Source organism: Pedobacter sp. AK013, from assembly GCF_014205835.1.
GTDB lineage: Bacteria > Bacteroidota > Bacteroidia > Sphingobacteriales > Sphingobacteriaceae > Pedobacter.
The window spans coordinates 39,972-63,606 of the sequence record NZ_JACHCQ010000023.1 but is presented as its reverse complement, the minus strand read 5'-3'; the positions used below and the strand labels follow the sequence as shown (position 1 = coordinate 63,606).

General features: G+C 40.3%; 15 protein-coding genes. 1 reads left to right on the top strand and 14 read right to left on the bottom strand.

The genetic code is table 11. From position 1 onward, the window contains the following. Positions 1 to 28 precede the first annotated feature (28 nt). The 11 genes from HDC90_RS15815 to HDC90_RS15765 form a co-directional block, all read right to left on the bottom strand. A complete protein-coding gene (locus HDC90_RS15815; protein WP_184468027.1) occupies positions 29 to 1,732 on the bottom strand; it encodes a DUF4983 domain-containing protein in 1,704 nt (567 codons plus the stop codon). A gap of 22 nt (positions 1,733 to 1,754) precedes the next feature. Continuing rightward, positions 1,755 to 3,374: a DUF5008 domain-containing protein gene (locus HDC90_RS15810; protein ID WP_184468025.1), complete on the bottom strand. Its 1,620-nt coding sequence runs from the start codon at positions 3,372 to 3,374 to the stop codon at positions 1,755 to 1,757. Between the two features lie 32 nt (positions 3,375 to 3,406). After that, complete coding sequence (locus tag HDC90_RS15805; RefSeq protein WP_184468023.1) at positions 3,407 to 4,156, bottom strand: hypothetical protein; 750 nt, start codon at positions 4,154 to 4,156, stop codon at positions 3,407 to 3,409. A gap of 27 nt (positions 4,157 to 4,183) precedes the next feature. Beyond that, positions 4,184 to 5,707 carry a RagB/SusD family nutrient uptake outer membrane protein gene (locus HDC90_RS15800; protein WP_184468021.1) on the bottom strand — a complete coding sequence of 508 codons (1,524 nt, stop codon included), beginning with the start codon at positions 5,705 to 5,707 and terminating at the stop codon, positions 4,184 to 4,186. An 11-nt stretch (positions 5,708 to 5,718) separates the two neighbouring features. Further along, a complete protein-coding gene (locus HDC90_RS15795) occupies positions 5,719 to 8,868 on the bottom strand; it encodes a SusC/RagA family TonB-linked outer membrane protein (RefSeq protein WP_255497705.1) in 3,150 nt (1,049 codons plus the stop codon). Between the two features lie 21 nt (positions 8,869 to 8,889). Next, the gene (locus tag HDC90_RS15790) at positions 8,890 to 9,978 is read right to left on the bottom strand and encodes a DUF5007 domain-containing protein (protein WP_184468019.1); all 1,089 of its coding nucleotides are present in this window, start codon (positions 9,976 to 9,978) and stop codon (positions 8,890 to 8,892) included. A gap of 36 nt (positions 9,979 to 10,014) precedes the next feature. Continuing rightward, a complete protein-coding gene (locus HDC90_RS15785) occupies positions 10,015 to 11,205 on the bottom strand; it encodes a fasciclin domain-containing protein (protein WP_255497703.1) in 1,191 nt (396 codons plus the stop codon). Between the two features lie 10 nt (positions 11,206 to 11,215). Beyond that, on the bottom strand, positions 11,216 to 12,730 hold the full coding sequence (locus HDC90_RS15780) for a RagB/SusD family nutrient uptake outer membrane protein (RefSeq protein ID WP_255497702.1): 1,515 nt from the start codon (positions 12,728 to 12,730) through the stop codon (positions 11,216 to 11,218). 34 nt (positions 12,731 to 12,764) lie between these two features. Further along, positions 12,765 to 15,779: a SusC/RagA family TonB-linked outer membrane protein gene (locus HDC90_RS15775; RefSeq protein ID WP_255497700.1), complete on the bottom strand. Its 3,015-nt coding sequence runs from the start codon at positions 15,777 to 15,779 to the stop codon at positions 12,765 to 12,767. A 534-nt stretch (positions 15,780 to 16,313) separates the two neighbouring features. After that, positions 16,314 to 17,849 (bottom strand): SulP family inorganic anion transporter, encoded by a 1,536-nt coding sequence (locus tag HDC90_RS15770; protein WP_184468017.1) that lies wholly within the window; start codon positions 17,847 to 17,849, stop codon positions 16,314 to 16,316. Between the two features lie 138 nt (positions 17,850 to 17,987). After that, positions 17,988 to 19,046: an SDR family oxidoreductase gene (locus tag HDC90_RS15765; RefSeq protein WP_184468016.1), complete on the bottom strand. Its 1,059-nt coding sequence runs from the start codon at positions 19,044 to 19,046 to the stop codon at positions 17,988 to 17,990. Positions 19,047 to 19,138: 92 nt separating this feature from the next. On the opposite strand from HDC90_RS15765, the gene HDC90_RS15760 reads away from it, so the two are divergent. After that, on the top strand, positions 19,139 to 19,927 hold the full coding sequence (locus tag HDC90_RS15760; protein ID WP_184468014.1) for a helix-turn-helix transcriptional regulator: 789 nt from the start codon (positions 19,139 to 19,141) through the stop codon (positions 19,925 to 19,927). 95 nt (positions 19,928 to 20,022) lie between these two features. On the opposite strand, the gene HDC90_RS15755 is transcribed toward HDC90_RS15760, so the two are convergent. From HDC90_RS15755 to HDC90_RS15745, 3 genes are read right to left on the bottom strand one after another with little or no spacing between them, the layout of a single operon-like run. After that, on the bottom strand, positions 20,023 to 21,777 hold the full coding sequence (locus HDC90_RS15755; protein WP_221451874.1) for a CocE/NonD family hydrolase: 1,755 nt from the start codon (positions 21,775 to 21,777) through the stop codon (positions 20,023 to 20,025). 18 nt (positions 21,778 to 21,795) lie between these two features. Continuing rightward, positions 21,796 to 22,488 (bottom strand): LytTR family DNA-binding domain-containing protein, encoded by a 693-nt coding sequence (locus HDC90_RS15750; RefSeq protein WP_184468012.1) that lies wholly within the window; start codon positions 22,486 to 22,488, stop codon positions 21,796 to 21,798. Further along, complete coding sequence (locus HDC90_RS15745; protein ID WP_184468010.1) at positions 22,485 to 23,546, bottom strand: sensor histidine kinase; 1,062 nt, start codon at positions 23,544 to 23,546, stop codon at positions 22,485 to 22,487. The genes HDC90_RS15750 and HDC90_RS15745 overlap by 4 nt, the downstream gene beginning before the upstream one ends. Between the last annotated feature and the right edge of the window lie 89 nt (positions 23,547 to 23,635).

The following is a 23,635-nucleotide window of genomic DNA, read 5'->3' as shown; positions in this document are numbered from 1 at the left end:
TTTGATATTTTTAAATGATGGCAAAATTTTATTGATCTAACCAAACTCTTCCGTCAAGCGCCCAGTTTTGCTTGTTGGCTATCTTTAACCAGTTAATTACCTGAACGGGTATATCTGATGTTTGTGGAACCAGTACCGCCAAAGTGCTGGCAGAAGGCGGACAGATCAGATCGTTGAAGTTTTCCCAAACATATGGTCCCTGTAATTTGAAATCTCGGGCCTGCGACGAAAGATCGACCATTTTATCACCATTTCCATCGGTAGCAGGCCAGTAACCAACTAAATAGTTATAAGATGGGTGACTTTGATCGATAGCGGTTTCGCAAGCATATTGCTGAATTACCCCATCTGGCACACTTAACTTAAAGAAACGGATATCACTAACATACACATCAGGTTCTCCGTGCCCCTGTCCATTTAAATAACCCAGTTTAAGTGCGTTAGTATTGGCCAGTGAGCCTGAAGCGGTAATTTCCAATTCGTTGTTAAAAGTACCATTGGTGTAGGTACGGATAAATCTTTGATTACCACGTTGTTCTAATTTAACCGAAAGGTTTTCCCAACGCCCCTGAATGAGGTCGCCGCCTCTGCATTGCCTATAATCGCCATCTTTTGTACCTCTCCACTCAAAATACCAGTAACGGTCTTCGAGATAGATTACCCAACCCACACTTGGGTGCCCACTAGACCATTCGTTACGTTTGCCCAAAATGCTTGGCCAGAAAAACTGATCTTTGTTTTTCTTCACCTTAAGCTCAATAGTCATTTTGGTGGTATCATCAATATTATAAACATCGGCATCGGTTCCTGCAATTTCCGCCCTAATGTCCTGCCCAACCAGTTTAACCGTTTTACCCAGGTACCTGTTACCGGTAAATGGCTTCACAAGGATCCTTTTCTTATAGCTTGCACTGTAATAAATCACAAACGCATTATTGGCTGTTTTACTAAAAATGGTTTGATCGTCGGCATTTGGAGGAAGTGTAAATGCACCTCCATCGCTTGAAGCAATTACCACCAGCCAGTCTTCGTTTGCATAGTTTTTACGCTTTTTTAAGGTAGACATAATCTCTCCTACTCCGGCATCAAATTTCTCTATAGCTGCTTTGTAGGCAGGGAATGAATTGTCGTAACCAGAAGCGATACCGGCTTTATCTACATCCGTAAAATGCCCTACCACCACCGAAGCGGTATCGGTATTGAGCTGGTTAATTACCGCAGCTTTTACCTGGTCATCGCCAGCTACCAGATCGCTGATATCGGCCCCGGTAGTTAAGCTCTTAAATACTGTAGAGGAGGTATAAGCGGCAATTTTAGTCTGTGGCCTGCTTTCTTTAATCCGTTTAAAAATAATCGGATAATTCTGCAGGTTATTATTGGTCAGCGCATCATCATTTACCAAACTTTTGCTTTTCTTTACCCCGGTTAACATGTTTGCCCAGTTACTCGCATTCTGTGTAGCCTCCGGTTCATTTAAGGCCACCCAGCTGTAAATAGAAGTTGGCAGTAAAGCGGTAATATTTGGAATATTGGCCGCAGCTACAGATTGCCCTCTTGCACCATCAACAATCAGGTACAAAACCTTACGGCTGCCGTATCTTACCTTTGTGGTATCGGTACCATCTTTAGCGGTAAGCGTCCTATCGAAATCTTTATTACAAGAAAGTATCGCGATTGCAATTATTGCGGCCATTACACCCATCAATAATTTATATTTTTTTATTGTGCTCATCTTAATTTATGTTTAACTACGCTTATTCAATAGTTACTCTTACCATGTTGTTATAAGGCTGATTATCGAAACGATAAAAGCCACCAATCAGCAATAATGCTTTTTTACCATCGGCAGATTTGGTTTCAACCACATCAGAAAGTCCACCAGAAAATGGTCCGGTAGTATTGTATCCAGGCGCAAGCAGTCCTGTTGGTGTAAGCACCATAAAACCATTTCTTGTTACATTATTGTACTTTTTAAAATCGCCGCTTACCACAATCAACCCGTTCGAAATCTGGCGGGCAAAGTAAGGGTAGCCACCTTCAAAGAATCTGGCGTTGAAAGACTCATCCAGACTACCATCTTCATTAATGAGCGCCATTCCATTTACAGGTTTGCCATTGTATTTTGTAAATGCCCCTGTAATGAAGTATTTTCTGGTAGTGGCATTATAGGTAAGCGATGTTATTCCATTATCTACCCCACTACCCGGATTAAAGCTCTGATCAACCGTTCCGTTGGCTGCCAGTCTTAATATCTTTACGGCAGGTTGCCCATCGAAAGTGCTGAAGTTTCCAAAAACCATCAGTTTTTCAAAGTTGGCTGCATCGGTATGCATATAGGTATCAATAGGGCCATTTGCACTTACATTACCTTTATTGGTTGCCGTATTAAAACGATAGGTTTTATCTAGCGAACCATCTAAATTGAATCTTAAAATCTGGCGTATTTCGGTACTATCCAGAATAACAGTATCGCGTGTAAAATCGTAATTGTCTTTATCGTAAGTACGTTTTACATAATACCTGAAATTACCAGTGGCCAATATTTTCCCCTGGTGCGGATAAATGCGGTTGATGAATTCGTTGGTACCACCATTAAATTTCGGAAACCATTTTTGGGTAACAGTATCAGTTAAGGTTGGTTTCTTTTTGGTTTGTATTTTAATGGTATCAATGGCGCCGTTAGGATATAAAGTAGTAATGTTACTGATGTTTTCGGTACGCTGATTGTAACCGCTAAAACCACCGGCGATGACAAACCTGCCACCGATTTCGATTACCCGCGATAATGAACCATTAGCGCCTCTGCCCGTTCTGAAAGTACGGTCGTAATCGCCGTCTAATGATGTTCTGGCAATACGATTAATGTTGGTAATAATCCCTTTATTATCGTAGTTATTAAAAGCACCAATTACCAACGCACGACCATCCTGCATTTCGTAAAACTGGCTTACGTAACCGTTTGCACCTGCTGCTGCTTTCCAGGTAATATCATTTTTAATAATACCTGTTACCGTAAACTGCGGGCCTAGGATTAACTGATCGCCAATGGCAATTGAAGTGATCCCCGTACTACCGGCATCGGGTACCTTAACGGTAATTTCGCTTGCGGTTACGCTTACTACCTGTGCTTTTTCGCCGTTAAACATAAAGATTAACTGATCTTTATAGGGCAAAAGTCCGGTGGCTTTAATGGTAACGGTTGTACCTACAATACCTTCTGCAGGTACAGACGGTAAGGTCTGGCTTATACCAATGCCCAATGCAGCCTTTCCATCTGCATAGGGATCGCTACCCAATTCTTCTTCTTTTTTACATCCCTGAATAACCAGGCCGCAAAGAAAAAATACGATTAGCATGTATTTTATTTTTTTCATGTTTTTGTTCTTTTAAAATGATAACAGGCTAATTATTTGTTACTTGGTGTTAAACCGGTATTGTATACATCGTTAAAAAACTCGAAGAGGCTAAATCCAAGGTATGCACCCTGGTAACGCAAGGTGTGTACCATACCATTGGTAGGCTTGATATCTGACGATGCTACATAGCTGATGTACCAATTGTCGTTCGGCTTTGAAATATCGGGTATATATGAAAATACCAATTGCCTGTAGCCGATGTACTTAATTCCATTGGCACTGTTATACACCACTCCTATGTTCGATACATCGTTGTTATAATCGTAATGAAGGGCACCTGGATAAATGCTTTTTAAATCCATATCAATCTGCGGATAATCTTTTAATGCATTTACTCCTTTAAACATGTAGCGTTGCAGGTATTTGCGCCAAATTAGCGGGCTAATCTGATCAAGTGTTTTCACAGTATCCTTTCCGGCTTCGTAGAGCATTTGGTTTAAAGAAAGTAATCTTGGGTTTTTATTCCTGTCGTTGGTATGGATATCGCCGATGGTCCTTTTAATCACATCATCATCAAAGGCAAAGAAGGTAAAATCTTCTTTACTGAACTGTTCTTCCATACCAGCCAGCTTAACTATCTTCGCTACGGTATCAAAAGGGACTTTTTTATCCTGCAGGTATTTAAGCATACTGCCCTGATAATCGGGATTGGCCCTACCGCCATCTATATAATATTCGTCACGTTTACAAGCGTTTAACAAGAGTAAAAGTGCCGCACATATCATCATTAGCTTTTTCATATCTTCTTCTTAATCTTTTAAATCAAATTAATTACCGCCATTAACCCAGTACTCATTCAGTACCATATACGGGTTGTTATTTAATGCGCTTGAGTTTATTGGCCAGGTCCATGCGCCACGGCTAAATTTATCTGCCGTTAGTACATTGTACGACCATTGGTTACTTAAAATTCTTTTGGTACGTACCAGATCAAAATAATGGTGACCTTCGCCAATCAGCTCTCTCGATCTTTCGTAAAAGATAAAATCTTTAAGGGCCGAGCCACCGCCGCCAGTGTATTTAGAAGCTTGTGCACGATCTCTAACCATATTTAACAATTTGATCGATTCCGTATCTTCACCCAGGTTGGCCAGTGCTTCGGCTGCCAGTAATATTTCGCCACCATACCTGAAAACCATAAAGGTGTTATCGGGGTTGGCATCTTCCTCGCCTGTAGAAAATGAATTTTGTGCAAACTTCAGCATCATGAACTTTCCGTTATCGGCGAAAATATCTTCGTTAAACCAGCTGGTAATCCGCTTATCGCTACCATCCTGAAAAAGTTTTTGCATATATTCTCCACGGTAATAAGCAAAACTCACACGGTGGGTATATTCTGGTCTTTTATACGGATAGTGCAAAAACATATCCGCAATAGGCGCAATATTTGCATTTGCATCGCCATAGTTAATACTGCGGTAAAACTCAAATAAGCTTTCATCCGAACGTCCTTTTACTACGGTTGCCCACTCATTAATTGGCAATAAACGGTACGCATTACTCGCAATTAGTTCTTTACCTAAATCGGCTGTTTCCTGATAATATTTCTGGGCATTGTTGGGATCGAAACCTGCATTCCACATATTCATTTCCATCATCAGCGCCACAATACTACCCCGGCTTGCACGTACCCCTTTTAAAGAAGGGTCGGTATAGGTCCAGGCGATCGAATTTTTATAAGTTTTAAGATCGGCTATACATTTGTTCAATACTGAAACAAAGTTTTCTCTAGGTTGCGCCGCAGAGTGAAATGCATCAGTATAATACACTACGTTGCCATATAAACGCACCATGGTGAAATAGCTTAGCGAGCGGATAAATGCGGCTTCAGCTTTAAATGAATTTTTCTCACTTTCTGATACGCCTGGAACACCTTCATCCAGTTTGGCAATTAAAATATTGGCACCCTGAATGGCCTGGTAATAAGCCGTCCAGTCGGTAATGCGGCCAAAGTTGTAGAAATCCCATGGCCTGCCGCCAGAAATTAAGAATAAGAGGTTGTTTTTACCTAAAATCTCTACAAACTCACGGGCAGGTGCCAAATCAGACTGACTTTCGTACAATACTTCGCCCGAACGGTATTCGCCGGTGGCACCAATAAAGTGCGTTTCGTTATACTTGCCAAAAACAATACGCGATAAATTATAAATGTTGGCCACCACGTCTTCTTTCGACTGGAAGAAATTGTTTCCGGTTAATTTATCTAGTGGCTGTATATCTAAAAACTTTTTACAGGAAGGCAAACAGAATGTTGCCGCCATAATTATAGTATAAATGATAACTTTTTTCATAATAATATTGATTAGTTGCCTGTATTAAGTTCTAAGTTTAAACCAAGGTTATAAGTACGTGGTACAGGGTAACCGTTTGAAATATCGCGACCTAATGTGGTTACGTTCTCCGGGTTAGGGCCACTATATTTCGAAAAGGTGATCAGGTTATTGGTCGAAGCGTAAATCCGCAATTGGTTCAGGCCAAATCTGCTGATCCATTTTTTATTGAACATATAAGAAAGTGTTACATTACTCACTTTTAAATAGCTTCCGCTTTCCTGCCAAAGGGTTTGATCTGCACGCAAAGGCTGAATCTGATCGAAACGGGCATAATCGTAAGGGTAAGGATATTTCGCTACATCGCCGGGTGCTCTCCAGATATTCAGATCGTTTAATGGCACCACAGAGGTTTGCGAAAAAGGGTTACGCATAATGGCAATCCTATCGGCCAGGGCATTGTTTAAGATCGTCCGGTCTGCAGTATAAGTTGCATACACATTTAAACCCCAGTTTTTATACCTGATGTTGGTAGATAAACCTCCTGTAACCAAAGGCTGCGAGTTGCCGGTAATTTCATAATCGCGGTTATCTAAAATATAATCGCCGTTAACATCTTTAATAATCGGATCGCCACCTAAGAAAAACTGGCCATTGCTCTGGTACCTTTTTCCGGTAACCGGATCTACAGGTACATCAGCATCGGTTTTGTAAACGCCCTGGTTAATTCTTAAATAGTTTGACAGTGTATTTCTGCCTACACGGAAAACATTGTGCTGTAAATAACCTGAACCGTCGAACCTGATGTACTGCCCGTTATATTCGGCCGGAAGTTTTAACAGTACATCGCGGTTTAACGCGCCATTTACCGATACTGAAATATCGAGGTCTTTGCTTGTTACCGGCCTGAATGTTATCATGAGCTCACTACCATAGTTGGCAATACCCAAATCGTTACTAGCCAGTTTATTAAAGCCTGTAGTATTCGATAAAAACCTATCAAACAACAGGTTATCTACCTTTTTGTAATAGGTATCGAAGTTTAGCGATAACCTGTCGTTAAACAAACCTAAATCGAAACCCAGGTTGTATTGGGTAGTGGTGGTTGGTTTAAGATTCGGGTTAGGAACCAGATCGTAATTGATACCAATAGTAGGGTTGTTGTTAAAGTTGCCATTAAGATTATAAATACCATAAATACTTTGCAGGTTTCCGGTCGGTACTATGTTCTGTCCCCAGGTTAACCTCAAACTACCATACGATAGCCACTTTAAATCGGCCAACCAGTTTTCTTTGTTAAAGTTCCACCTTAAACCTACCGATGGATTTTTAGAATAAGGATTTTCTAATCCACTTGATGAGGTACCATCTAAACGGTATGAAAATTCGGCTACATACTTTTTATCATAATCGTAAGAAAGTGATCCGGCAAACGATGCAATGGTTGCATTTCTGTAATTGCTTAATACACCACCACCTCTAGAATTATAATCATCGTAACCTACAGGACCTTGTAACTGGTCGTTAGGTAGTCTTTCCTGGCGGGTAATGCCGGCCTGTGCACCTTGTTTATAAATCTCGTTAAAGGTATTTACGAAAATGTTGTGTTTTTCGCCAAAGGTTTTGGCATAAGTAATACCATTACGGTTGTACAACTGAAAGTTTCTACCCACGTAATCGTATAGTTTGGCATACTGGCCATTGGCAGCAGCCGGCGTAAAGGTAGATTCGGTATCGGAAGTATAATCGTAACTTAAAGTAGAAGAAGCCGCCAAACCCGGTATAAATTCGTATCGTGCCTCTACGTTGGTACGTAAGTTCCGTGAGTTGTTATCGTTTAAAGTTTGTAAAGCCGATAATACGCCTCCGGAAGCCTGGTAGAAAGAAGGCGGAGGCAGTAAGGTAGAAGCCTGCCCGTTAGCAGCAACACCTGATTGAAGTAAGCCCACACCATTACCTTTATTCTGCTTACCTACCGAACCATTAATGAAACCAAAAAACCTGAATTTATCATTTGGCTTAAATTCCATGTTCATATTCAGGTTGTAGCGATCGTAACCTGTATTTTTAATTACCCCTTTTTCGGTATAATAACCTACGTTGGCTTTATAGTTAAATTTTGGGTCGCCACCATCTAAGGCCAAATTATGACTCTGGTTGTAAGTGGTTTGGTAAAATACGTTCTGCCAGTCGGTAGAGTTGTTCCAGTAGGCATTTAAACTATCGGCTAAAAACGGTGTGTTAGAAATATTACGGATATCGTTTACGTTTTGCGCATTGAGGATAATCTGCTGAATTTTTAATGAGCGCTCGGCGTTTCCCCCCAAAGTTTCGCGCAGTTTAGGTGGTGCATTAACAAAGGCATTAGTTACGTATCTGATGCGTGGCACTTTAGAGTTACCCCTTTTGGTGGTGATGATAATTACCCCGTAAGCACCTCTCGATCCGTACATCGAAGTTGCCTGGGCATCTTTCAGGATCTGGATATTCTCGATATCTTCCTGTGGGATTAAAGAAAGCGGACTTACCCCCGGGCCCTGGCTCTGAAAACCAAACTCGGCAGCTTTATCGGCATCTAATGGCACACCATCAATAATATATAAAGGTGATGTAGGCTGCAGGAAAGATTCGTTACCGCTGCCCGAGATACTTAAGCTCGAAAGACCACGCACCTGTACAGAACCCCTGAAACCAGGTGCACCGGTATTGTTCTGAATGTTTAATCCAGGAGCTTTACCTTGTAAAAGCTGCTCGATATTCGATACCGGAATATCCTGAACATCTTTTGGCGAAATTGAAGTTGATGCACCAGTGGTGGTTTCCTTACTTCTCTTCTGGTAAGCCACAATAATTACCTCATCGAGCGCCTTACGATCTTCGCTAATGGTTACTGTAATATTGGTGGCCCCGGTAATTTTGGTTTTCTGGGTATTAAAACCTAAAAATTTAAATATAAGCGTTCCGCCAACGGGTACATTTACGCTAAACTGGCCTTTGCCATTAGTTTGGGTTAAACCTTTATTGGTTTCTTCTAAAATTACCGAAACCCCAGGTACCCCCTGTTTGGTTTCTTTATCTAAAACCGTACCATTCACAATAATGAATTTTTCTTGCGAATAAGCACTTGTTCCTAACATTATGCATACGATGAGTAATGCATAAAAAAGTATATTTCTTCTCATAATATTAGCTTAAAATGGTGCTTACTCGCTGACAAATTTTGGGTTATCTGTTTTAAAATGAAATACAATTTCCCAGTCGCCTGCCCTATAAATGGCGAAATCGATACCGAAGTTGGCAATGATACGTCCGCCACCAAATGAACCTCTCGAGTAACTCAGCTCGGCCTTTGCCCTAGAACCGCCGGTAGCGTACGAGGTTGGTATTTCTACCAGCGGAATGGGATAAGCTACATCGTACTGTACATACTTATCGGTTTTCTGCATGTTAAAACCATGTATCATTTTTTCCCACACAGTTTCGTTAAAAAAGGCTGGATTGATTTCTACCGAATCTTTATTTAAAGCTTTTATTCTTAAAGAGTGTCCGTTACCACCTGTAAACGGGCGGATGTAAACCACTACATCTTTCTGATCGTTGTTGCTAACCAGGTTTTTATTGCTGTTGGCTCCGATTACGTTGTTTAAATAAGGGCGGATATAATCCCTTAGTTTTTTATCGAGCGGAAATTTAGGGTCAGGGGCAGGCAAGCCTGTGTAAGCATTAAAATCGTTAGATGGCTCGTAAGGGCGTTCTCTGAATGGCCTTATCTGAAAATCTTTAATTAATCGCTCTCCACCTGTATTTTTGACTTTCACATCAAAAAAACGGGTATCCTGAGAAAAATTGGTACTATCTGTTGGCCTAGGGTTGATCAGTTGATTGGTTGCCGATGCCCATAAAATAAACTGCCCTGAAGAACGGATTTCCAATAGCGAATGCTCTTCCAATTTTCTTTTGGCTTCGATTTCGGCCAGGCTTTTTTCCAAACCCGTGTAAGGGGCAGTCCAGACGTAAGTAGGTACCCTTTGGAAAATATCGCTCACCGGCCGTCCATCTCCAAACCTTGCATTTACAATTTCGAAAGTGATTGGGGCTGTTGAATTATCACCATTAAAACCGCCTATTAAATTATTACGGCCAATAATTGGCTCCAGAATTTTATTGCTAAAATTTACATTGTTACTTAAGTAATCTTTTTCGTCAGGCAAATTGTATAGTTTTTTACATCCGCTAAAAACAACCACCGCAAGCGCTATAAAAAGATGTTCTTTTTTTACGATTGACTTCATAAGTTTTTCTAATTTATTTTTTCCGTACTCCATCATCTATTTCGTTTTATTAATTGTCCATTCTGCCAGCTGGAATACGCCACCGCTTCTTAGCTCGGTAATATTTACCCGGTAATACTGGTAGGCCACAGTATTGGTACACCTGAACACTTTTTGCTGGTACCTTTCTTCGAAGAAGAAGTTGGTAACGCGGTGCAGCTCGGTCCAGTTTACACCATCCTGAGAGCCCTCGTAAGTCCAGGCTTTCGGATCTCTTTCTACTGCATCGTTAGCCGATGTTAGGGTATAAACCGACGATACTTCTGGTGTCTTAAGCTTAAACTGCATGGTTAAGAAGCCCTGCAAATCGCATAAGAACTTGGTGTGATCATCCCCATCGATTACTTTTTTAGAGTTCTCGCCACTGGTTGGCCCACCACCATTTTCTCGGTTGGTAGAAAAAGTTCCACCCACGGTAACCATTAAGTTTGGTGGTGGTGGCACAAAGGTTAAACGGGTAACAAAGCCATCGAAACCAAAAAGGTGATCGGGGCTGATTACATGTACAATTCCGTTTTTGGTACGGATATTATTGGAAGCCGTTGTACTGGTAGACCAGTTTCTGATAAACTTACTTTTTTTGGTATTGCTGAATTCGATTACTTCAGGTCCGGCGCCGACCTGGCCCGATGCCGATCCTTTTACCGATTTGGCATGCATAGGATAAGCTACCTTTACGCTGGTTAAATTCAAACCATCCTGCAGTTTTAAAGAATCAGTTGGTTTTACTCCCCTGATGATGTAATAAGAAATCATGGTATCCAACTGTACACCATCAATATTCGATAGGAACAAAGGATCTTTATCTGATTGTTTTCTTAAGGTATTTAAGTTGCGCAAAGCCAGTTGAAAACTAGGATTGGTCACGGCAAACAAAGTAACATTACTATCCGTAAGTGTTTTTTTCAGTCCCATCCTGTCAACCGCTACAATAAGCGAATCGTAAACACCAGGCTTGCTTTTTAGATATTCATATATATTTCCCGAAAACGGCGCGGCCTCATCGGCAGCATCGTAATAGCCACCGTTCTTTTTACAGGCCGAATACACCAGGGCGAGCAATAAAAGCATGGTTATGGCTCCCGCATATTTTACAAATTTTTTCATCTGATTATATTTTAATGGTGACGAAGCCATCATGAGCTTAAACATTTCGCCATGCGATCTGAAAGCTGATGATGGTTTCATATCCTTATTGTTAGCGCCAGTAAATGTTCTGTGTTAATAAATTATTCTGCAATAAAAGCTTACGCGAAATTGGCCAGTAAATACCGCCCGAATTAATCAGGGCCATAAATTTGGCATCGTTCTGCCTGATTTTATTGTAGCGGATCATATCGTACCAGCGCTGTCCTTCGCCCATTAATTCGCGGTGCCGCTCTTCAAAAATCATTTTCAGAATATCAACCTTGGTCAGGTCTATCACAACCTCTGTTCCTGATGTTACCCTTCTGGTTATTACCTGGAGCAATTCATTTTTAGCACCTTCCTGATCGCCTAATACCGACAAGGCTTCGGCACGCAAAAGCACAATATCTTCTAAGCGGGTAAAAATTAAAGCACTGGTAAAGTACCTGAAGTTTGGATCGGTACCCCCACCCTGAATGACCTTTATTTTACTGAAGATGGGATACTTACCATTTAAGTTGGTAAAATACCTGTCGAATTTCGACTGACCTAAAGTATCAACAGCAAATCTTTCATCTTTCGGAAGGTTGAAGTATTTTAAGATCGAATCTTTGGGCAAATAAATATCTGGTATGGCTTTGGTAATAATTGGTTCAGCCAGTGTCAGTTCTTCCAAGTGCCCGGTTGATGAACCATCAATATGGCCGTAGTCGGAGTTAAAGCCAAACATTTGCCTTGTGTTTTTATTATAGAAAAAGCCATTCGAATTGCTTAAATCGGTTACCGATGTAAAACCACCACCGCTTCTGCCATAATTATCTTCAACAAATTTGGCATATTTGGCCACGCTCGAATAGTCGGCTGTCCAGGCTGCAACATGAGCTAAAACAGCATAGGCCGTAACTTTTGTAGCCAGGGCACCACCCCAGCGGGTCCTGTCTTCGTTGTAGTAATTGCTGGGCTGTTGAATATCCCCGCCACTGTAAATGTATGGCAGATCAGCAGCGGCCCTTAGCATTTCGCTTTCCACCCATGCTAAAATCTTGGCCTGGCTTTCACGTGGCTTGTTTTCAAATACGCCTTCGTTTGAGGAAATAATGAAAGGCACATCGCCCCAGATACGTACCATGTAAAAATAAGCAAAGGCCCTTAAAAACCGGGCTTGTGCCATATCTACAGTCATATTGTTATCCGAGTAACGTTTATCGGTTGCTTTAACATGGGCAACATTTTCCAGAAAAACATTTGCTCCGTTAACAATAGCATAAAACCTGGTCCAATCTGAAAGTGACTCTACCACAGGATATGATGCATTTAAATTGTTGCTAATAACGGCTTTAAGGTCTTGTCTTTTCGGGCTGGTAAACTCGCCCGTTCTTACATCACCATAAATCCAGTGGCTGTTGTTATCAGATAGTGCTGCACGGGTAAGTGCATAAACGCCCATAATACCTGCTCTTGCATCTTCAACAGTGTTCCACATATTTTTTTCGCCCACAACGCGGGTCGAATCGGTTTCCAGGGCTTTATTACAACCCGATAAAGCCACTATAGCCAGCAGAAATGTGTATAATATCTTTTTCATCGTTGTTGATGTTTTGTTTGTATTGCTTTCCATATTATAATTCCATTTTAAAACCCAGGGTATACGTTCTTGGTATAGGCTGGCCATAACCTGTATCAATACCATCGTAACTTACCAACTCGGGGTCTTGCCCGGTATAAGGGGTAATTACAAATACATTATTAACCGATCCGTATACAAAAAACTTGTTGATTTTAATGTTCTTCTTTTTCAGTACGGTTCCTAAATCATATCCGATTGAAACGGATCTCAGTTTCAGGAATGATGCATTTTCCAAAAACAAATCCTGATCGGTACGGTAAGGGATTACCGTACTCCATGGGTTATACAGTGGGTATTTGCTGTAATCGCCTCTTTTTTCCCAGAAAGTAATTTCTTTTACCGAGGTCATATCGGTATTGCCCTCACGGTTTACAAAATCAAAGCGATTGGCCATATCCTGGTTAATCAGTTTGCGGCCCAGATTGAAATACAGGTTGGTACCTAAGCTCCAGTTACCGTAGGTAAAAGCGTTATCGAAACCACCCGATAAAACCGGTAACGAATGGCCTTTTAATACTTTATCTCTTTCGTCGATAATGTTGTCGCCGTTCTGGTCTTTCCAGCGCGGATCTCCGGCTTTTAAAGGTGTACCGTTATATTTTAAAGGCTGGCCGTTTACTACGGGCACCTGGTTATTTGCGGTGTAAATACCTTCATTCTCCAAAAGCCAATACTGATCTACCGGCTGACCAACTTTTAAGAATCTGTTGCCGATAATAATTTCGTTTAAGCCTCTTGGCAATGCCGTTAACTTATTGCTGTTGTGGTTAAGATTAAGTGCTGAATTCCATGAGAATTTGCTTTGTGCAATTACCAATGCGCTAATGGTTAAATCTACCCCGGTATTGGTCATGTTCAGTCCACTTTCTATCGATTGTTTATAGCCATACTCAGCGTATGATGGGATGCCCAGCAGTTGGTTTTTCTCTGCTTTGGTATAAAAATCAGCAGATACATGCAGGCGGTTTTTAAGCATTGCCACATCTACACCAATGTTGAGCTGATCGGAATATGACCATGGCACGTTATAACCTACCCAACCAAAAGAGTAAGGCCTGGTAAGCACACCGATGCCGTTATAACCTGGTACAGTTAAGTTTCCGGCATAACCAACCGATGCGGTATACTGTGGTCCCTGTGCATAGTTATCGTAGGTAAAAGTCCTACCTAAACGGCCGACGCTTGCCCTTAAAACCAGATCATCAACAAACCTGGTATCCTTCCGCAATTCGTTTTTCATATTCCACGCTGCTGAGATTACTGGAGAATAAAACCAGCGTTTGGTTGGCTGTGCATTAGAGGAACCATCCAAGCGCAAAGTGCCCGAAACGAAATATTTATTGTTGTACGAATAATTTACCTTACCATAGAATGATAGCAGGTTATCTACTGTCTTATCTAAAAACCGGTAAGTAAGTTCTCTCGGGAAGGCAACCGGTGTTAAATAAGCTCCATTATCTGAACCATCATCATTTTTAGGTTTAGAATCCAATAAGTTAATTTTGATATAATCGTTGGCGCCTTTATAAGCATAAGCGTAGTTGTACTTATAAATATCCCAGATCATCGATTGGCCCAGCTCAAAGTGAAAATCATGTACATTTTTAAGGTTCAGATCATAAGTAACCTTATTGTCCATCATTAAGCGCTGGTTAAAGCCATAATAGTTAGATGCGTAACTATTTCCCTGCAATAATGTACGGGCGTAAAAAATATCCCTGTAACCTTCGTTATAATCTACATTAAACGAAGAGCTCATTTTAAATTTGCCCAAAGTACCTACCAACTTGGCGAAACCCTGTATACTATTGGTTTTATTATCATCAAAACCTTTCGTGTACTCATTCAGGTAACTGGCATAATAATCTTTATTAGGTGCCAGTGGCGCACTCAAATCAGGGAAATAGTTAATTTGTGCAAAGCGATCCCTCAAACTCCTGTTGCGGTTGCGGTTTAAACGGTTACCGTTAATCATTGCAGAAAACAATAACCATTTAACAGGCTTCATATTAATGTTAAACATAGCGCTGTAACGGTCTAAACCAGTTCCATCGGCTACGCCCTCGCTTTTGGTATTACCCAGCGAGAACCTGAAACTCGCCCTGTCCGAACCTCCTGTTAAGCCTAAATTGATGCCATAAACCAATGCATTTTTATAGTATAAATCGGTCCAGTCTGATTTACCACTATATACATTATTTAATGAATCGCTCAGATAAACCGGGTAAGCCTCGTCGTCAGAGTACCTGCCATTTGTAGTATAGATGTCGTAAAAGCGTTGTCTGAATGCATTTTCGTACTTACCATTAATGGTATTAACGGTTGGTTTTTGCACCATACCGATGTACGAGTTAAAGCTAATGCTACGTGCAATGCCATCAGGCGTTTTAGATTTAAGGAGGATTACACCATTTACACCCCTTGGCCCATAAATGGCTGTACTGGCTAAATCGCTTAATACCTCTACCGATGCGATATTGTTAATATCTATGGTGCTGAGCAAATTGGTGGCCGGACCAATCCTGTTGAAATCGTACTGCTGGATATCAAAAGCGAATGGATGCTCGCCAATGAGTGGAATCCCATCCAGTACAACCAAAGGCTGCGAGGCATATACATCCTTTTTAGATAAGAGCGGCATAGGCGCTCCCCTTAAAAACATATTCTGTATGGTACCAGGTTCGCCCGATGGCTCCTGAACGTACAGGCCAGCATAATTGCCCTTTAAATTTTGCTGTAATGAAATGGCCGGGAAAAGAGATAAATCTCTAGTGTTTTTCTGTACACCGCCAGATAACTTGTTGTAAAGTGTTTTTTGCTTAATCTGGTTTAAGCTGTCTTTTCTCAATGAATCTTTTAAGGAAACGAACATAATTTTAGTCGTATCCTGCAGAACAAAGTGTTTAATCGCTAAGCCTTTATGCAGTTCATTAGCGCCAGCAAAAACTGGTAAAACGTTTAACGTAAACGCCGCAAAAAAGCCAAGGCACGCCCATAAGTATCGCATAGTTAATGGATCTTTAATTGGTAAAAAAATGATTTCTAAAACTTATTTTTTCGGAAACGGCAAGATATGTCCTAGGTTAAAAAGACAGGTACTTCGGTAGTAATAGTTAAGGATTCTCATAAAATTTAGGATTTGGTTAACTCAAATATATAATATACTAAAACGTTTTAATAACGAATTGTCATTTTTATGAAATTTTTATAAAACAGGGCAATAATATTTAATTCTATTAAAATAATTGTCAACTAGACAGGTAAAAAAATAAATATTATCAAAATATTTTAAGAAAGTAACATCCTATAAAACAGCAAATAAGGATATTTTTAGCCAGCAAGTACAATAATTCGAACAATTTTTTGTTGCTGTTTCTTTAAAAACTTAAACGTTTTAGTAAAAGCATGAAATATGAAGAAAGCAGTTAAATTAAACAGCAAACAAATTTTGGGCAAGGGCATAGCCATTCCCCTACAATAGCCTCTAAAATTAACCGGGCTATGATAAGGGTTAATACCACAAAATTAAAAGTTAAATTATTTATCTTTCGGTAGCTACCCGATAGGTAGGATCTTCTATAATGTTCACTGCTATAATTTGATCAGCATTTTTCAACGAGCGTTTACAGTCGTTACTCAGGTGCTTCAATTGGAGTTCCTTATCAACCGAACGGTAGCGTTCGGTTAGTTTATTCAGCGCATCAATACCCGACATATCAAAAACACGGCTGTGCTTAAAATCAATTATGATATGCTTGGGATCATGGGCCACATCAAACAGCCCGTTAAAATTGGCAACCGATCCAAAAAACAAGGGGCCAAATATTTCATAGGTCTTTACACCATTGGCATCAGTATGTTTACTGGTGCGTATTCGCTTAGAACTTTCCCAGGCAAAAACAAGTGCCGAAATAATTACACCTATTAATACGGCAAGTGCCAGATTATGCAGCCAAATTGTAATTACAGCCACCAGGATACCAATGATAATATCCTGTACCGGCATTTTATTAATCACTTTAAAGCTCATCCATTCAAAAGTACCAATGGCTACCATCATCATTACACCAACCAAAGCAGCCATAGGTACACGATCTATTACCGGAGCACCTACCAAAATAATTACCAGTATAGTTAAGGCGGCAATAATACCCGATAACCGTGCCCTGGCACCTGCTGAGAGATTAACCAGCGTTTGGGCTATCATTGGGCAGCCGCCCATACCAGTAAAAAAACCGTTCGTAATATTGGCAATTCCCTGTGCAATACTCTCCCTGTTCCTATCACCTTTGGTTTCTGTAATTTCATCAACCAGATTCAGGGTAAGCAGGCCTTCTGTTAAGCCCACACCAGCCATAATGAGTGAATAGGGAAAAATGATCTTTAGCATATCGAGATTCAGCGGCACTTTCGGAATATGAAATGGCGGAAAACCACCATTTACCGAAGCAATATCTTTAACCAGTTTGGTATCGATTCCAAAACCTAAAACAATAAGAAAAACCACAATAATAGCCACCAATGAGGATGGAATGGCCTTGGTTATTTTTGGCAGAATAATCACTATTGCTACGGTGAGCAATACTAAAGCCAGCATAATATATAAAGGGGTGCCGCTTAACCACACGATCTTGCCGTTAACAAGAGTTTTGAACTGTTCTAGCTGCGACATAAAAATAATAACTGCCAAACCGTTAACGAAGCCAAACATTACTGGCTGCGGAACCAACCTTACAAATTTCCCAAGTTTAAACAACCCTACTATAATCTGAATTACGCCTGCCAAAGCCACTGCCGCAAAAACATATTCTATACCCTGGCTTTTCATTAAAGCAATGAGGGTAATTACCGTTGCTCCTGCCCCACCCGAAACCAAACCTGGCCTGCCGCCTAAAACGGCTGTAACTAAACCCATAATAAAAGCAGCGTATAAACCTGTTAAAGGAGGGAAACCCGCAAGAATAGCAAACGACAATGATTCGGGGATCATGGTCATGGCCACCGTTAAACCTGCAAGAATTTCAGTTTTATAGTTTATCTTCCTAGAAAAATCGAAAAGTTGCAGATAGGGTTTCATCAGTTAAATTATTTGTAGCTACAAATATCCAACTTTATTGAAACATTAGTTCTATAATAAAAATAGACACTGAATAAGTTCAGCATCCGCTGACAAATAATTTTTATTAACAGACAACAAATCCGTAAGGCCAGAAAACTAGTTCGGGATAACTTTTTTACGTTTAAGTTCGTCAAACAGATCGAAAAACATTTTTTCGGTATCGATATATTCATGAAAGCCCAATCGCCTGGCTTTGGTACCATCAGAGAAAAAATCGTAATCCCACGAGAAAACAAAATCACCAAAAGCCCATGAAGACACTTCTTCATAACTGTGTTTAACCAGGTTATGTTTTCCTTGCAGCTGGGCCCACACAGCCGATTTATCAGCCATAATGGTTTGCAAAGGCATCTGAAGCGGAGGGGCAGTATCCATTTTAAAATAAGTTGCAATTTTAGGCCAAAGGTCGTTCCAACGGATCAAATCACCATTGGTGATGTTAAAAGCCTGATTGGCACATGCTGGGTTTGTAGCCGCCCATACTGTTGCCTTAGCCAATAATCCGGCGTCAGTAATATCTAAAAGTTTATCGTAAGCACCTAATTTACCGGGAAAGCGCAAAGGCAAACCTAATTCTTTCGATATAGAGGCGTAAACTGCAATTACAGAAAGTAAATTCATCGGATTGCCTAAAGCCGTGCCCGCAACCACCGATGGACGGAGCGCAGACCAACTCCATTTTTTATCCTTTTGTTGTGCCTCAAGAAACTGTTGCTGGTCTATATTAAATTCTGGAGGCATATGCCTCCCGTCGGTTTCTTTTGCAGGTGTTTTAAAAGGACCGTAATGCGCCCCGTATACTTTATAGCCTTGCATTAAACTGATGTGCTGTAAGCCTTTTGCAATACTTTCAATAGTGTTAACCACATTTACAAGCATCGCCAGGTTAGGTGCTACCAGCTCCGCCCATGTAGGTTTATCTTGATATGCGGCATAAAAAATATGTGTTACACTGGTTAAGGAGCTCAATTGTTTCTTACTATCCTCTAGATTGAGCAGATCGACAGAAATGTACCTGGTCTTATCTGTATCTAGCCCTCCCCGACGTGATAAACCTATAATATCCCAATCGCCAAGACTTTCTAAATGGCTGATTAAATTACTGCCAATTACACCATTTGCCCCTACAACCAGTGCTGTTTTACTTTTATTCATGTCTTTTAATTAAATTGATCTATGTTCAGTAAAGATCCTGACAAACCGGAGATATGTTTTTGTAAAAAAGTATCATAGATTTGTACAAATCTATGATGAAGCGATATGTCCAGTTTCAACCTATTGTTATTTCAGAATTTGAAGTAAGCAAATGGCAGCATCCTGTGCATCGGCACAATCATTACGAACTGATTTACATTAAAAATGGGTCTGGACGTCATATTATTAACGAAATCCCGGTTGTTTACGAAAAAGGAAATCTCTTCTTAATTGGTCCGGAAGATGAGCACCATTTCGGAATTGCTGAAAAAACACATTTCATTTACATTAAGTTTACCGATATATACATCCATCAAAAGGAAATTAACCCAACAGGTTTGCAATACCTGGAATACCTGATTAAAAGCCGCGAAACACATTTTCTGGGGTTTAACTTTACTGTCGACGATCAGTTGATTGTAGAAAATATCATTGCGCTCATTTTATCACTCAACGTAAACATGTTGCAAAATGAAGCTTTCATCTGGACACAGATCTTAATGCTTTCTACTATTATGCAGCGCAACATGCCCGAAATCAGAAGTAGCGCTCAACGTTCAAAAGACATTCAAGCCATTTTCTGTTACTTACACAAGTATATTTACCAGCCTAAAAATTTAAAGGCGAATGTAATGGCGGCACATTTTAATCTTTCAGAAGATTATTTAGGGCCTTATTTTAAAAGAAATACAGGCATAACCTTGCGTCAATATGTTCAGGATTATCGCCAAAATTTAATTCAGCAGCGAATAGAAAGCGGGAGATTTGGATTGAAACAAATTGCCGCAGAGTTTGGCCTTGTAGATGAAAGCCACGTAATTAAACTGTTAAGAAAAGTCTGAAGGCAAGAATTAAACGATGGAAAAACACAAAATACTTAGGCCTGAAACGCAAATCCAAGCCTAAGTGTATATTGATAATGAGCAATAGTATTTATTTAAAACAAACTTTTTGCACCTACTGAAAAACCAAGATCGATAAAACTCTGTGTAGACCATTTAATTTTGAGTGGAGTGCCTGCATCTTTTATGGTTTCTTTACTCACATCCTTACCAGTCCCATAATTAATCTGCGCGAAAGGATTTTTATCAATATTGAGCACTAAAAGTAATCTACTCCCTTTTTGCAGCTGCTTGCTGAATACTCTCGATCTATAAAAAGGTATGGTTTCTAATTTCCCAGGTTTAAGCAAGTGCCTTCTGCTCATATCGTATGCATAACTGGCCTTTCCTAAATAATAAGAGAGCTGAAAATACTCGCCAGAGGGGGTAACTTCATACAGAACCAAACCTACATCCATATCCTTTTTGTTGATGATGGCTTTAAGCCGTCCCTCTAGCGCCCCCGATACAGAAACAGGCTGATTAAATGGCTTCGTGATAAAAAAGAGTCCATTGGATCTGTCAATTTCTTTTTTGATGATCGGATCGGGATAATAATCATTGTAGAACTTAGTTCTGTCTGCCAGATCAACCTGTTGGCTCATAAAAACCTCTGTATCTGGCTTTTGCTCTAACAGCATCGTTCCATTCACTGTACTATCCAAATAAAACCGGATACGATAGTCTTCCATCTTTGCCAATGAAGAAACATGTTTCCACTTATTTGCGCCCATTACTTCAAAATTGATCTTATCTTTTAACAATGTGGGTTTATTTCCGCCTTTGAGGATATAATCGAGCCATTGGAAAGTGATTTCGCGGGTATTGATTAGTGCAATTGAATCTACCTCATAGCCCTTCAGCTTGGCTACTCCACCTATCTGCGATCCAAAATGATCATATGGGCCTATAATTAAATAATGTTCGGCCGATGGATTATACTTATAATGTTCGCGCAGGTATTCTAATGCCGAAACCTGCCCATCATCATAATAGCCGGTAATGCTGAGTACCGGAATATTAATGTGTTTAAAATCGCGTCCATAGGGCACCATCGATTGCCAATAGGCATCGTAATCTGGGTGACTAAGCCACTTCTGTAATAATGGATTTGGTGTGCCATCAATGCTGTCAATTTTGTTGTAAGCTGCCCCACTATACCACCAATTAAACTTCATGTTGCGCCAGCGCGCATTGTCATTATTTACCGCGTCATCGGTATATTTATTATTGGTAATATAAAAGGCCCATTGGTAATTGGCAGTTAAAAAAACATTATTTTCCATGGGCAAACCAAGCCCCGGAATAGCTGCAACATAGGGCACAATGGTTTTGAGTGCTGGATGCAGGTGTTTAGCTGCTGCCCATTGTGCAAATCCTGAATAACTTCCACCATACATCCCCACCCTGCCATCGCTCCATGATTGTTCAATAATCCAATCGATCACTGCATTTACATCTTTGGTTTCATGTTCGTAAGGCGCTGGCCTATCAGGGCTGAGTCTTTTTCCCCTAGCATCGGCAACAATGCCTACATAACCATGATCGGCAGCATATTTGGCTTCCATCAGGCTTCTGTTGGTATTTGAGTAGATAAAATAAAATAATGCAGCAGGTAATTTCTGTCGCACACCTTTTTTCCTGACCACTACAGCGGATAAAGTAATGCCATATTTTGTTTTAATCATCACACTATCGTTGATGATATAATTAGTAGTATCGGGCAAGGTTAGTTTTTGCTGTGCAAAAGTTTCAATGCCCATTACGAGGCATAGCGCAGCCACACCCAGTTTTACCAAGTTTATTTTCATAATTAAAAATTTAATCTTTTATAGTTTAATCAGGTTCCGGAATTTAATAGCCTGACGTTCTGATATCCGGATCGATTCTCCTGTTTTAAGTTCTACCAAGGTGCCATTATCATCCTTTTTCACCAAACTGATATAATCAATGTTAAATAATATACTTCTGCTGGCCCTAAAAAATCTTTGGCAATTGGGGTTTTCTTCTAGTTTATTTAACGAGGTTTTAAGCAATACCTGCTCCTCGCCGAAAAAGAGTCGTGCGTAATTCTCTACCGACTCAATTAAATGCACATCTTTCCATTTTATAAGGTGATGTTTGCCCCTGTCCTTTATAAAAACAGTTGCGCCATCATTCGTAACGATCTTTTCTATGGCTTTATCCATTGCACTTTTAAAGCGTTCTTCCCGTACAGGTTTCATCAGGTAATCCATCGCGCTTACTTCAAAAGCCTGCACCGCATAGTTATCGAAAGCGGTTACAAAAATCACCTGTGGCACATGTAACAAATTTTCCAACAGGTCGAAACCCGAACGACCGGGCATCTGTATATCCAAAAAAATCAGGTCGGGCTTTAAAAGTTCGATAAGCTGTTCAGCTTCATCGGCATTGGCAGCCTCACCCAATACAATAATCTGTGGGTAGCTTTTCAGCATTCTGACCAGTTCCTGCCTTGCGCCACGTTCATCGTCAATGATTAGTGTCCTAATGTTATTCATCTGATCGGGATTTTAATTTCGGCACAAACCTGCTGATCCATTTCATAAAGACTGAAAGCTGCTTGGCGATGGTAACCGAGATCGAGCCGTTCTTTCAGATTTTGGAGCCCGATTCCTGCAGCCCTTTTATCTTGCTCCAATTTACCAGGATTTAAAACACGGATACTTACCAATCCATCCTGCTCTTTAATTACTATATTAATCTTCCCACCTTGTTTCTCTAATGCAACCCCATGTTTTACCGCATTTTCGACCAATGTTTGAACGCATAGGCGTGGCACCATCACTCCGGAGAGCGAAATATCGATATCTAACTCATACTGTAATCTTTCTTCCATTCTCAAACCCTCCAGTTCCAGGTAATCTCTCACCAAATCTAATTCTTCATTTAACCTAATGAGCATAGCGTTGCCTTTATATAATCCACTACGCAACAATTCGCTTAATAGATCGATTGCCCTAGCTGCAGCATCGGGGCGGGTATACACTAAAGATTTTATGTTATTGAGCGCGTTGAATAAAAAATGAGGGTTTAATTGAGCCGAAAGGTTGTCTAGTTGCGATTGTTTAAAACTAAGCTCCAATCTGGCATTTTCTACCGATAACCTGACTTCTCTTTTCGCGTAGTGATAAAGATGATAGGCTAAAAGCCATATGGCCATTAAGCGGATACCGGCCATAAAAATACTCGCCGTATTTACACTAAAAAAACTGGTAAATGGCTGTGGTGGATGGCTTAGAAACAGCTGCCTTACCAGATACAATTTACTAATGGTAACCAAGGTATAAAAAAAACCCATCACCGGAATAACAACCAACATTCGCCAGATCAGCTTCTCAATCGCCAAATCTTGCCAATTGTTTTTATTAGCAAAATTACGGTACAAATGTGTAAGCAGAATATACATCGCCACATCTGAAACAAACTGAACAACAGCCAGATCGAATCTAAAATTACCCGCAGCAGTCCAACCTTGAAATGTCCAATACAAAGCAGCTATCGACCAACCAATTAGCTGGCATTTCCAATAAAGCGATATATAGGGTTTCTTTTCCAAAATTTTCTGAGTAAAACAAAGCAACGAAAACTAATTTTAAGAAAAAAGATAAAGTACAGGAGCGTAGGTTTTTGGGGGATGAGTGTTTT